Raw genomic sequence first — 13,939 nt, 5'->3', positions numbered from 1 at the left:
ACCAGATTGAAGCGTGTCGGATTCTCAAAATAAGTTTCGATTATCCCCACTTCTCTGTAGCGCACAAGAAGGATATGACACCTCTAGTCTGTGCCATACCCTTCTTGGAATTTTATACGAATTACAATTTAATAGAACTCGTCCTGAGTCTAGCTACGAATGTCTTACTCAGCCAGATTGATCTCGCGCGCAACACTTGCACCAATCGCTGCACCAACAACATCCAGGACACCGTGCGGCAGCGCCGAATCAATGTTGATCACCGCGACGGCCTCGGCGCGCTCCTCGTCGCGCGACACCTGCATGCCAGCAATGTTGATGCCCTGCTCCCCCAGCACGTTACCTAGCGAGCCCACAACGCCCGGACGATCCGAGTAGCGCACAACGATCATGTGATCCGAGATCGGGATTTCGATTTCGTGGCCGTTGATTCCAACAAGCTTCTCAATCTGCTTTGGACCGGTCAAAGTACCGGCGACCGCTAACTGCGTGCCCTCATTGGTTGCGCCCTTGATGGTCAGCTGGTTGCGGTACTCAGGTGAGTCAGGGGTGGTGACCAAACGGGTGGCCACGCCGCGCTGCTCGGCAAGCACCGGAGCGTTGACGTAGGAGACCTGATCCGAAACGACATCCATGAAGACGCCCTTCAGCGCGGAAAGCTCCAAGGCCTTCACGTCCAGGGAAGCGATTTCGCCGGCGACCACAACATCGATGCTGGTCAGCGAGCCCGAGGTCAGGGCATTGAAGATGCGGCCCAGCTTCTCGATCAGCGGAATGCCCGGGCGCACGTTTTCGTCGATAACGCCGCCGGCAACGTTCACTGCATCCGGGACCAGCTCGCCGGCAAGCGCCAAGCGAACCGACTTGGCAACGGACACACCAGCCTTCTCCTGGGCTTCATCGGTGGATGCGCCCAGGTGCGGGGTAACAGTCACGTTCTCGAACTCGAAGAATGGCAGGTCGGTGCTTGGCTCCTTGACGAAGACGTCAAGGCCGGCACCGGCAATCTCTTCATTCTTCAGTGCTTCATACAGCGCATCCTGGTCAACGAGGCCACCACGTGCCACGTTGATGACGTAGGCGCTCTTCTTCATCTTGCCGAAGGCTTCCTTGCCCAGCATGCCCAGCGTCTCTGGAGTCTTCGGCATGTGGATGGTCACGAAGTCCGCCTGGGCCAGCAATTCATCAAGGGTCACCAAGGTGACACCAAGCTGGGAGGCGCGAGCCGGGGTGACATAAGGGTCATAGGCAATGACATCCATGCCGAAGCCCTGCAGGCGTGCTGCGACGAGGGCGCCGATACGGCCCAGCCCGATGATGCCGGCCTTCTTTTCGAACAGCTCGACACCGGTGAAGGAGCTGCGCTTCCATTCACCGTTCTTCAGCGAGGCATTCGCGGCAGGAATGCGGCGAGCCAGCGAAACGATGTGGCCCACGGTCAGTTCCGCCGCCGAGATGATGTTGGAAGTCGGGGCGTTGACCACCATGACGCCAGCCTGAGTGGCGGACTTGATATCTACGTTGTCCAGTCCTACGCCGGCACGGGCGATAATCTTCAGGTTCTTGGCCGCGGCGATTGCCTCGGCGTCCACCTGGGTGGCCGAACGGACGAGAATTGCATCTACGTCGGCGATGGCTTCGAGCAGCTGGGAGCGGTCTGCTCCGTCTGTCTGACGAATTTCAAAGTCGGGACCGAGCGCAGCGACAGTTGCTGGGGATAGTTGTTCGGCCAGAAGTACGATTGGCTTGTTGTCAGACACGGGTGTGGCACCTTTGCGATTTCATTGGGCTGATGCTTGCATGTGGGCGATCGTTGATGATCGCCAACATGTTCCACCCTATCGCCGGACAGTCCTAGAATCCGTTGAATTGACGCATATTACGCGGCTTCAGGGCGACTTTGTGAAAACTTTCACTTGAAGATTAGAATGTACTTCGGCCAAGAGAACATCGCCTCTGATCGGTCTTTTTCTGTTGCAGCACCGAGCGGCGCTTAAATAAGGCGTAGCCTCGCATCGTTGGGAAGATACGAGGCCACGCTCCCCTATTCGCGGGGGCCCAAATAGGGGTCGCAATCGAAAGTTTTCGCGTTGGCTCAAAACTTCGATTCATCAAAACGCCTAATAGGCGCCTTGAGGTCTAACCATGGCTTTAAAGGTGTGCCACATGATGATCAGGTCACCCACCACCGACCAGTTTTCCACGTAGTACAGATCCAGCCGAACGCTGTCGTCCCAGCTAAGATCACTTCGCCCATTGACCTGCCACAATCCCGTGAGACCTGGCTTGATCAGCAGTCTGCGGAACGTGTGTTGTTCGTAGCAGTCCACTTCGGTCCGCAACGGAGGCCTAGGCCCAACCAACGACATGTCCCCGCGCATGACGTTCACGATCTGCGGCAATTCATCCAGCGATAGCTTCCGCAGGACCTTTCCTATCCTGGTTACCCTCGGATCATTTTTGAGTTTGAACAACGGTCCAGCGCCTTCGTTCGATCCTTTCAAATCCTTCAACCGCTCTTCTGCATCGACCACCATTGTTCGGAATTTCAGCATGGTAAATTCGTGGCCGTCCTTGCCCACTCGGCGCTGCGCAAAAAGCACGGGGCCTGCCGAGTCGATACGTATTGCCAGCGCGATCAGCGCAAATACAGGGGTCAGCACAAGCAATGCACTCACGGACAGCACCATGTCGAGTATGCGTTTCGCCCACATTCTCGCACCGTCGAAAGCCGGTGGTTCAACGTGCATCAGAGGTAGTCCTTCTACCGGTCGCATATGGATTCTGGGGCCAGCAACGTTTGTAAGGTTGGATGCCAGTATCAGCTCGGTTTTTGTCTTTTCCAATCTCCAACCCAGATTCTTGACTGCTTCGGGTCCATCGTTCAAGGTACCGGCTACCATCACCGAATCGGCACCGTGGATTTTAATCATGTAGTCAAGGTCATCCAGCGAATAAGATACTGGGACGTCCTCCACGACAACAGGTGAATTCGTGTCTTCTATCAGGCCCACAATCTGGTACATACCCGCTGATTTAGCAGAGATCTGGCGGGTGAGGTACGTAAGATCGGTCGCCCGACCCACAACAATGACTCGATGCAAAGTGGCGCCCTGTTTGGCTCTCATATGCAATACACGCCGCATCATCCAACGCGAGAACAAAAGAATCAGCGTTCCCGGCAGAATTCCGGCTAGCACGAGTTCACGACCGACTTCGAGCCCTCCAGCCATCGAAGCGATTGACACGAATCCTGCAGTGAAAAGGCTGGCGCTCAAGACACGCTTATACTCCGCGGAACCAACGCCTAAGGTATCGGTCCTTCGGGAACCTTTCAGATATAAAGCTAAATGCCAGATGCAAAACGTGGAGGCCAAATAACCCAGATACTGAGCGTCGATACTCAAGTCCAGCACTACGGCTGCCGCGAGGAGCCAGGCACCTGAGACCAGGACATCAATGGATGCAAGCATATTGACCCAGCGTTGCCTACGGTGGCGGGCTGGAGCCCAAGTATGCGCGCCTGTGCGCGATTCTGCACTTGTCCAGGCTTTCCCCAAAACCTTAGGACTAGATAAACGAGGTTCCCCTACCCCACTTACCATGTATTCCACTTCCCCTCATAGATCACAATATGGCGAGGGATTGCAGGGAACCATAAAATCCAGCCGGGTTTCAAGCTTCTTTGGATGGCCGGCTAGAAGTTCCCCACAACTCTCTAATATTGATAATCTATGCGGCGGCCTAGCCAAACACACGAGTGCCGACTACCCGAAGGTGGGCTTGATCAGCAGATTTGTCCCAAGAAGCGTACTCGGTTGTACTTGGGTCTTCAGTAATTGCTACCTAGAGCTATCGGATTCACTGCTTTTCCAACCCCAACGGCGCCAATCCTCGTCGGTCTTTCAACCCCAACTTGGCAAATGCGCGGTAGAGGTGACCCTCAACAGTTCGCACCGACAAGTTCATCTGAGCCGCAACCTGCTTATTGCTCATTCCACGTGCGGCGCGTTTAGCGATATCCAATTCGCGGGACGACAACCCGTGAGCTTCCAAGGCCTCCAATACCACGGGAATGTTCGAATAATTCTTGGCACCTCGGTATAGGTATCGGCGCGCTTTGGCAGCCAATTCCTCATTAACCGAATCTGAAGCAAGCGCTGCGGCCCAACCTACAGCGGCTATTTCAGGATGGAGCTGCAGTCGCTCAATGTGCGGTGGGACTACGAGCGCTTCGGGATGGTCATTCACTTTAGTGAGCACCTCGCCAATCAGGCGATACCGCGGGGAACTCGTGCGTTGTGAAAGGTTATGCACGCGCTCCTTCATACCAGAAATGGCTTGCCGAGCCTCTCTAGACTGGAAGCGGTAGACATGCCATAGTCCTTGAAGGGCCATTGCTGGGCTAGCGCAACTGACTAGCTCGTCCAAGGACTTCGTCAGGGCCGACACGTCGTCATGGTGGGCGATGAGTCCAGACAGTGAAGTAAATTCTATGAACAGTGGGCTTCCTACAACCAGCCCCTCTCTTGCGTCCTCTATCAGCGCGGTAACCGCTGAATCCTTCAGTAGTGGATTGCGAGCCATAACGTTGATGGCTGCGTACTGTGCATGCCTCGCCATTCCAGAGGCCGCAAAATCGGCAGTTGCCTGAGTCAGCTCAGCAGTGCATTGCTCACATTGTCCGTCTCGCTCAGACTCCCAACCGCGCCTCATCGAGTCCAAAGCCGAAAGGTGACGTATCAATCGCTGGCTTCCGGCCAAAGTTCGCCACAAGTCAGAGAGCAATGAGACCTTTTTTCCGCTGACCTCTTGGGCAAGTAGGGTCGTTCCATAGGTTCCTACCCGAATTCCAAAAGACGTGTCATCTTTCAATATCGAGATTGCTGCTAGTACTTCTGGATCATCAACTTCCAGTAGCATATTTTCCAGTCCAAACGTGAGCATAAGAAACTGAACATCTACAGTTGGACGCTGTGCGATGATTTCTTTCAGTCGCATGGCTGCCCCAGTTGCACCATCATTGTCGGTAATTAGTCGGACCGCATGAATCCTGGTGTTCAGCTGCTCGTTGTCTTCAAGTCGATATTGTCGCACCAGCTCGGTCCATACCGTCTTGGCCTTTTCGAATTCCGTTTCATGGCCCACAACCAGCGGCAACATCGTCGTCCACGACGAAGTTAAGGATTCAATCTCGACCAGAGATAAAGGTTCTTCGGCAAGCTGCGCAAATTCTTCCATGGCTTCGAGGGATTGACCCGAACTGGCAATTGCGCCGAGCTCCTGGATTCGTCGCAGCACCGAAGCGTTTCTCCCTGTAGGTGCGGTGGCCAGTTCATATGCTTCCCTGTAGTGTCCGCTGGCGTTCGCCTGTTGGGCAGAGTTGGCCAGTTCTTCCTCCGAAACTGCTTCTCCAGCGGCCAATGTCCATAGTGTCCGGCGCCAGTCCAATTGTTCTTGAGCTGGAGCGAATGCCGTCCAGGATTTCAGCAGCCTTCCGGACTCTGCCGGTGAAATTGTACGAATGATTAGTGCGCTCAGAAGGGCAGCACCCACCAAAACTTCTTGTTCACCGCGCAATATCAGCAATCCCGAATCAATGATTGATGAAATGTCACCATGTAGCGCATTGCGAACGGCCTCTAGTGAGCTAGTTCTTGCTAAGGATACTGCGGACAATACCTCTAAAACATCATGCTCGATCTGTTCAAGCAGCAACCGCAGTACGTCGCTAATCCGAGGGTGTTCAAGGAGATGCTCTGCGGGAATTACACTATAACCAGCCACCAATTGCCAAACTTGCTCGCCCCTAATGACCTCGCAGAGAATCCCGAATACTTCGTAGATCCCTCCGGTGAGTGACCGAATCATAGCCAAACTACCGCTAGTCGGCGGAGCGCCAGTTATCCGCCGCAAAACGTCGGCCATCTGCAGGTCGCTTAACGGGCCGAGCACCGTGGATAGTTCCGCACCCAGCGATTCGAAGGGCTCTAAGTTGGCTCGCTTCTTCACCGGTTCCGTAGTGATCAATACCAAGTCGAGATTTCTGGCCTGAACCAATTGGGTCAGGATATACGCCGACTCTTGATCCATATCTTGGGCGTTGTCCACTACTAGCAGTGTCCGAGACGACAATGATGATTTCGATTCAAGGATTTTGCTTTCCAGTTGCCTCATGACTGAGAGCAAATCGGCCTGGTTTGGTGTCTCATCAATAAGCGCACCCACTGTGCCAAAGGGAGTGTTCAGTTCACTAGGCAGACAGCTAACGGTGAGAACATTTTTTCGATTCTGCGCAGCAAGGCTTCGCAGCGCGAAACTGAACTCGGCTTGTCCCGAGGCAAGATGAGCCAAAACGACGCTAAAGTTCTGGGTTCCATCTGCCATCGAGTCGAGAACTTCACGTGCCACCAAATACCTTGAATCTTCTGGGTAGGCAGGGCACGTCATTTGAACCTCCCCTGGGGTTCGTTGGCCACTAGGTCACGAAGCTCTCGACGATTTCTCAGGTTCAGCTTCACTTGGATCTGATAGAGGTGCCCCTCGATGGTGCGTACCGAAATGCCAAAATGTTCTGCCAATTCGGCATTTCTCAAACCTTTCGCAGCCATCACCGCAACGCTGCGCTCACGACTGGTCAGCGGTGCGCACCACTGATCGTGCTCCCCGTTGCTCACTGCTGCGTTCTGCCGCTGGCGAACCCCAAACGGTTGATCTTTTCGAGCGGCGGCGAGGTTCGCGATGCTACGTTGGAGTTTACGGCGGAGCACCGTTTTGCCTCTGTCGATACGTTGCAGAGGCAGCGCGGCGTGAAAATAAAGACCGCGACTGGCTAAGTTGCAAGAGTGCTCAACAACTGCATTTTCGTCGGCGGACTCGATGGCGTTATTAAGCAGTTGAAGCGCGTGGACGTAGTCGTTATCCTCCGTTTTCACTATGTGCTGCATGTGTGCTTCTTGCACGGGCCTACCTAGGCTCAGGCAGAGGGCTACAGCTTGCGTAGCTGAGAAAATTTGGCTATTCGCAAGCAGGCGATCGATGTACACATGGAGATCCACGAATAAGGATTCTTCCGGATCCTGAAAAGCACGTTGCAGCAGGCGCGTATATACGGCATTCCAATGACTCACGGTCGTTATATCAAAATCATGATCAGCGTTTGCGGCGGTCATTTCATTGCTCGGCAAACGTCCGTCCATTGCGAGAAGCACTCCTTCAACCTCTCGATAGGAGTCCCACATATTCCGCGGAGCGGTCCCTCGCTCTGGGGTGAAGAGCACGGAGAGGATGTCTTGGGATTTCTTGATTTCTCCGTGGTTCAACAATCGCAATGCACCGAAATATGCCGCAAATCCGGATGCGGTCGCATCCGGATGTTCGGCACGAGCAAGTAGCTCATCGACACGGTCCATCGCGCGCCAGTCTTGGTGACATAGGGATAAGTAGCTCAGTAGCAACACAATATGCGGCATCCACAAAGTGGAACGCTCATCACGGAGGAAAAATTCACTTCCTTCAAACGCCTCAAGTGCCCAACGTACCAAGCGCTTGCTTCCGGTGTACAGTCCACGATGCTGCCAGTTGTAGGCAACGCAAAGCACACCGATGATCCGTGTTGATTCATCTTTCCACCGCGCATCATGAAGACAGGCTAGGGTGCCTGCTGCGGAGTCATCGTTGAAAGAAACCTGTGGTATTTTTCCGGCTCGTATATCGAGATACCACTGTTGCACTTCTAATTCGAAGGCTACGGTCTGGCCCGCTGTCCCGTGGACGGTCTTCGCACGAAACGTCCGATCCAGGGTTGCTTGTGCGCCCGGAACATCATCTATATCCAATTTGGCGCTATAGATAGCAAGGTCACGGATGCACTGGCAGTCCTGGACGTCGCATTGATGCTTGGAATCATAAGTAGTACTTTCCAAATTTTCGATCGCGCCAAGGTGGTGCCCAGCGGCAATTCTTTCGATCTCATATGAAACTGGGCAAGGCCCGGTCTCACCGACTGGCGATCCGTAATGCACCGGGCGCTGCTCCGCAATCAGCTGTTGCCGGGAGGGAGCTTTGAGGCTTATGCGTCCGGCTGCCATATTCTCTACCAGCCCAAGCATGAATAGCCGCGCTAAAGAACGTGCACTCTCCTCGTCCCGTGCCACATCGCTGGCCAACAGATAACGTTGACCCGCAATCCGGACCAGCAATTCGCGCTCCTTTGTCTCAAGCTGTACAAACTCATCCGAATTTGACCATTCTTGCAAGGTTTCATCCGACCGTGATGGATCCAGAACCCAACTACCGTTTTCGAGACTTAGCCGCTGTACGGCCAAGTCGCATTCGACAATGGACGCGAGCCTGTCCAGAGAACCTCTGGTTTCTGCCCAGTAATGCGCCGCAATACTGGGAGACATTTTCGTTCCCAGCCGTCGTTCGAGGTAGTCGCCAAGCTCATCGCGTCCGGTTAGGTATTCGTTGAAGACCGGTAGCTTTTGCTGTCGTGAAAGTGACCGAAAGGTAGGGCCAAGCTGCTCAGCGTGATTCGTGAGAAGTAAGAGTCTGATGGTTCCGGAAGCCACCAATCGACTGAGTACACGCTCGCTGCGCGTATCCATCAGGTGTGCATGTTCCGCGACCACGGTGATTGGCGTCAGCGTTGCTTGGGCGCTGAAGCGTCTCTTGAGCGCATGAAAAACCTCGGTGTCGCTGCTCAAGTCGGTGGCGGAGCTGCCAGACACCAAGAATAAGAGAGCTCCGAGGCCCAATTTTTGCGAAAATTTGCTACACGAGACTCGGACCGCCTCTGGCGACCCAGGCAGGTGATCGATGGCCTGATCTATGTGCCTTTGATACTGGGCATGCACGCCCATTTTTATTACGGCACCGCAGGCCCCTGGCGCAGCGAGTGCACCTTGCAGCCGCGCTGCCATCCATTCAACAACGGAAGAGACCGAAGTCTTGCCGGTATGTCCTTCCGCGTACGAGTAATCCCCAATTTTTCCTGCAGTTTTCACTTGTTCCCCCAAAGAACCCGCGCTGTACAGATTGGAAATTCCCCCAAAGAATTTCCTACGCGAACTAACAACTTAGTCTATAGCCCGTCCAACGAGATGGGCCCATATTTCACAAAATAGTATTGAATTACCCTATTTATTTCATGATTCCTCGATGTTTTCCTTTTGCCGTCCAAAATGTGTCCGATTCAACCAACCTTGACTCCATCCACAGGACTGCTTGAAATATTTCAAGCCTGCACGGCGCCTGGCAACGCACCAGATAGCGTGTCCAATACCGTGCGAAGTTTCGTGCTGGACGTGTGCATCGTGTACGGGAAATATTCGACGCGGACACCCACCGTCGAAAAGAGTCGTTCGAGTTCTCGACCTTTTGTGGTTCCCTTCCAGTCGTCTCCCTTGAAGAACACATCAAACTCGACTTCGGCCCACGTATCGAGCCTGTTTTCGCTCGTTTCGATAAACACCTTGTCCACGTATGAAATGTTCGCAACGATTTCCGCGCGCTCCTGCGTCGGAATGACCGGCCGATACCCTTTGGCCAGTTCGACTCGTTCATCGCAAACTACGCCAGCGATGAGAAAGTCACAGCGAGATTTTGCCTGACGCAAGATATTGAGATGACCGACGTGGAATAAGTCGAAGGCACCTGCTGCGTAACCGACTATCATGATTGTTTCCCCCAAGAAACTCTGTGTGCAATCATTTTCTACTTGTCAATATGGCTGCTTCTTCCGATGGTTCGCGCTGCCATCGAGGCTATAAATCAGCGCACGGGAAGTCGGGATCTCCCGAAGGTGCCGGCTCTTCTCCCTTTGCGCTGGGCAGCATTATTGCCAACTCCGGCGAGGTCCATGCAAAGTGACTCATAGGCATCCGTCACCATATCCCAGTCATAGGCTTTAGCTCGCTGCCTGGCGCGGCCAGCACGATGTTGGATATCGTCCAGGTTCGATTCGGCTTCATTGAACAGCCCGGCAGCCTGTGCCGAGTTGGCGAAGAACTTACCGGAGTCGAGAAGAACTTCCCGATTGAAGTTCACATCGAATGCGTTCACCGCGGTGCCTGCACCGATGGCTCGCAGCAGGGACGGATTGGTGCCTCCCACCGAGTGGCCATGCCAATAGACCAATGCTTGGGCGTAAAGCTCGTCTAGCAGTTCCTGATCCCATACACCGCCAAGGAATTTGACTTGATCATTGGCCACGGCATGGACCTGTTGGGTATATTCCTCCGCATATGGTGCGGAGCCGATGACCACCAGTGGAAGCTTCGCCCCAGATTGCGCATAACCACGGACGATCATCTCTACATGGTTCTCCGGCTCAAAACGCGCAACCACAACATGATATTGCTTGGACTCCAGGCCAAGCTCTGCAATTCGCTGTGCCGGTTTATCTGCAATGACCGGTGCCCCATAGGTGATCAGCCTCGTTTCAGCGGTGAATTTCTCCGTGTAGTAATCAGCGATCCCTCGGGCATCCGCGATCAACGCCTGGGACCACCAGACGGCCAGGCGTTCACAGATCAAGTAGTAGCGCCGTCCAACCGGCCCCCATTTGGCTCGTTTCCATTCCAGACCATCTACGTGGGTCGCCAGCGGAATTTGAGCGATGCGCAAAAGTGGCAGCAACGGAGAATTCGCTGCGTTGAACACCAGAGCCGCCTGCGGACGGTTGAACATCGCGTGCCCGACCGACAACGCGGTATGGCTCAAGGTTTCTAAGCTGCGTTTCTTCAATGCAGGTAAATGTACAAGCTCCATGCCTAGGTACATGGATTCTCGTTCGTCAGGTTCAGCACCGCGGCAATACACGGTGACCTTATGCCCACGTTGCACCAGCCGGCGACCGACTTCTTCGATGGCGGTTTCAAATCCGCCATATCTGGCCGGCACTCCCCGAGTACCGATCAGTGAAATTTTTAGCGACGAATCATTTTCGTGGCGCTTCGAGCCCAGCATTGCATTCCCCCATAGTCATGCGTACTCAGCACAAGTTCCCCCAACGCGGAAATAATGTGATGATGCGTCCCCACGTATGCACCACAATCCGCGTCAATCTGTGCGCTGATCTAGGTTCCGATACTATGGTTCGTTTTACTCGGACACATGGGTAGTGCACTACTCATTTCGGTTCGCAACTACTCGCACGGCTACTCTAAGGCGTCAGTTAGTGCATTTGATCGGCGAAATCTAGGGCTGTTTTTGGCCCTACTGGCGAATGTCACATTTACATAACGATGCTTATCGTGGCAGACTCGTTACTGCAGGTTTTGCGCGAATCTGCATTTTTACACGTCTTTACACACCTATCAGGTGCCACGTCGATTTGCTGGGGAGCGCGGCGGGCACAACGAGGAATATTCTTTGTTGCGTCCCCCTTTTAACCAATCCCCCACGAACAAAACCATGCGTCCAGCCTCGAACTTTCAGGCTCTGCGACATGTTGCGGTCGCCACCACTCTAGGCGCCCTGCTAGCAACCAGTTTCCAGCTGGCGCCTCTCCCAAACTCCGCGGCTCCGGCGAGCGCCGCGACGAATTTCCTAGTCGACTCCATGGACAGGTCGCGCGCCTCCGGATGGGGAACCCCCAATGTCGGGTCGTCCTATTCGCTAAACGCAGCCAGCCGCTTCTCAATCTCTCAGGGCGTCGGTTCCATGAAGATCCTGCCAGGGAAAAACAGCTACGCTACCAGCGCGGTGCAGGAAGCGAATGTCTCTGCACGGTTTGACGTTTCTTTTGATTCCCTCCCGCAGTCTGGCTCTGTCTACGCACACTTGGGGCTGCGCCACTCGGCCGACTCGCGTTACGAATCTTCGCTGCGTTTGACCTCTTCGGGCAAGCTCACCCTCGAAGTCTCGAAGACCATTGCCGGCAAGAAGACAGTGATCGACTCGCACCTCATTGCTTCGGAAGCGACCGTCGGTAAGGCTTATCGAATTGAATTCGAGGTAACCGGAGCGAAGACCCCTACGCTCAAGGCGCGTGCCTACTCTGGCGATTCCGTTCCGCAGTGGCAGATCAACTCCAAGCAAAGTGGTTCTTCAGTTATTGCTACCGCTGGCAGCCTGCGTATCGGCGGGTATCTATCGGCAGCGGCCACCAAATCAACGGGGATCCACGTAGATAATCTGCGTGCAGCCTCGGCTTCGGAACTACAGGTCGCCGAGGCGCAGCCATTAGAGCTTGACCTGCCTCTTGCTGAGGCAAAGCCGCTGGAAGTTGACCTCCCGCCGATGCAGGAGACCGAGCCGCCGAACCCTACACCAACGCCTACGCCGACTCCTAGCCCCGAGCAGAACCTCCCGGCTGGTGCCTTGTATGTATCCCCTGAGGGAAGTTCCGGTGCCGCAGGAACCCTGCAGTCACCGCTAGGCAGCATTGGTGCTGCAGTCGCTCAGGCCGAGGCAGGACAGAGCGTCGTGGTTCGTGCTGGAAGCTACCACGAATCCCTCAAAATTCCTGAGGGGAAAAAACTGCACCTGCGCAGCTACCCGGGTGAAAAAGTTTGGCTTGATGGTTCGTCCATCTTGAACGGGTTCACCAGCAATTCCAACGGATACAGCACCGCCTGGAAATATGACTTCGACTCTTCACCAACGTACACGCGCGGTGCCGAGGACAATACGCAAGAAGCGTGGGGATTCGTCAACGACAACTACCCTATGGCCGCTCATCCAGAACAGGTGTGGATCGATGGGGTGCGCCAAAAACAGGTCAAATCCCTTGCCTCGGTGAAGGCAGGATCCTTCTACGTTGATAAGGCCGGAAACAAACTCACCTTGGGAACGAACCCCGAAGGCAAGCGAGTGCAGGCGAGCACGTTAGTTAAAGCCCTGAGCGTTAGGGCGGAGGGTTCGAGCGTCGACGGAATCAATGTGCGCAAGTTTGCTCCCTCCGTACCGGATATGGGAGCGGTCACGGCAGAGAAGCCGGGAATCACGCTGAAGAACCTTACTGTGGAAGATTCGGCGACCACCGGAATCAACGTGAGCGCGGTCAATAACCAAGTTTCCAATGTCACGATTCAGCGGTCGGGCATGTTGGGCATGAATGCTGTATATGCCGACGGCCTCAAGGTGAGCAAGCTGAATGCATCATCGAACAACATCGAGCGGTTCAACTCATCCCCGGTCTCCGGCGGACTGAAAATCACCCGCTCACGCAACATCACCGTGACCGATTCCGTGATGAAGAACAATAGTGGACCAGGCCTGTGGATCGATGAATCTGTCTACAATTCGATGATTCTGAACAATGACTTGATCAGCAACACCGGCCATGGCCTGTCCCTGGAGATCTCAGCTAAGGCCACCGTAGCGAATAACCGGATCATCGGTAATGGCGGAAACGGCATCAAGCTGAACAACACCAATGATGTCGCTATCTGGAACAACACTATTAGCGGGAAGAACCGCGTGTTGAACATCGTGCAAGATAAGCGTCGCGGCGCAAACAAGTCAGATGCGGGCCATGACCCGCGCCAGTCATTCCCTGACTCAACCATGCCGTGGGTGATCAAGAACGTCACCGTGAAGAATAACGTGCTGTCCAATACCGGCGGCGGCAACGCGATCGTGGCGGTTGAAGACTATTCCAAGCAGCTCACCGCAGAGCAAATGCAGATTACTTTGGATTCCAACGCCTATCACCGCACCGGCAGCACGAACCCTCGCTGGTCATCGGTCTGGTCCAATGCCGCAGCCAACCCATCGGTCTACACAACCTTGGCGGCGTTCCAGCAAGCCGAGGGACAAGATGCTTCCTCGTTTGAGGTGACCGCGCCCACGGTGCTCAATAGTGACCACCAGCCAACGTCTGCGGTCAGCGGAAAAGCAAGCAAGGCTACGGCACTGCCTTCATCGATTGCTTCCCTCATCGAACAAAATGCCGGAAGCAAGCGTTTGGGAGCGTACTCGCGCTAAGCGA

General features: G+C 54.5%; 7 protein-coding genes. 1 reads left to right on the top strand and 6 read right to left on the bottom strand.

The window, feature by feature from the left end; all coding sequences use genetic code 11:
* Positions 1–164: 164 nt before the first annotated feature.
* The 6 genes from serA to ACT3UQ_RS07395 all read right to left on the bottom strand — a co-directional run bounded on the left by serA (position 165) and on the right by ACT3UQ_RS07395 (position 10,971).
* Positions 165–1,760 carry a phosphoglycerate dehydrogenase gene (serA, locus tag ACT3UQ_RS07420; RefSeq protein ID WP_105650402.1) on the bottom strand — a complete coding sequence of 532 codons (1,596 nt, stop codon included), beginning with the start codon at positions 1,758–1,760 and terminating at the stop codon, positions 165–167.
* A 360-nt stretch (positions 1,761–2,120) separates the two neighbouring features.
* On the bottom strand, positions 2,121–3,473 hold the full coding sequence (locus ACT3UQ_RS07415; RefSeq protein ID WP_444636842.1) for a sugar transferase: 1,353 nt from the start codon (positions 3,471–3,473) through the stop codon (positions 2,121–2,123).
* Between the two features lie 388 nt (positions 3,474–3,861).
* Positions 3,862–6,411, bottom strand: a complete 2,550-nt coding sequence (locus ACT3UQ_RS07410) for a helix-turn-helix transcriptional regulator (RefSeq protein WP_444636841.1) — start codon at positions 6,409–6,411, stop codon at positions 3,862–3,864.
* A gap of 35 nt (positions 6,412–6,446) precedes the next feature.
* Positions 6,447–9,008 (bottom strand): helix-turn-helix transcriptional regulator, encoded by a 2,562-nt coding sequence (locus tag ACT3UQ_RS07405; RefSeq protein ID WP_444636840.1) that lies wholly within the window; start codon positions 9,006–9,008, stop codon positions 6,447–6,449.
* A gap of 230 nt (positions 9,009–9,238) precedes the next feature.
* Positions 9,239–9,679: an adenylyltransferase/cytidyltransferase family protein gene (locus ACT3UQ_RS07400; protein WP_444636846.1), complete on the bottom strand. Its 441-nt coding sequence runs from the start codon at positions 9,677–9,679 to the stop codon at positions 9,239–9,241.
* A 95-nt stretch (positions 9,680–9,774) separates the two neighbouring features.
* Positions 9,775–10,971: a DUF1972 domain-containing protein gene (locus tag ACT3UQ_RS07395; RefSeq protein ID WP_444636839.1), complete on the bottom strand. Its 1,197-nt coding sequence runs from the start codon at positions 10,969–10,971 to the stop codon at positions 9,775–9,777.
* Positions 10,972–11,667: 696 nt separating this feature from the next.
* On the opposite strand from ACT3UQ_RS07395, the gene ACT3UQ_RS07390 reads away from it, so the two are divergent.
* Complete coding sequence (locus tag ACT3UQ_RS07390) at positions 11,668–13,935, top strand: right-handed parallel beta-helix repeat-containing protein (RefSeq protein WP_444636838.1); 2,268 nt, start codon at positions 11,668–11,670, stop codon at positions 13,933–13,935.
* Positions 13,936–13,939: the final 4 nt, after the last annotated feature.

It is taken from the genome of Glutamicibacter sp. AOP12-B1-11 (assembly GCF_052379245.1).
Lineage (GTDB): Bacteria > Actinomycetota > Actinomycetes > Actinomycetales > Micrococcaceae > Glutamicibacter.
Note: the sequence above shows the minus strand (reverse complement) of the source record. Positions and strands in the feature narration are given on the sequence as shown.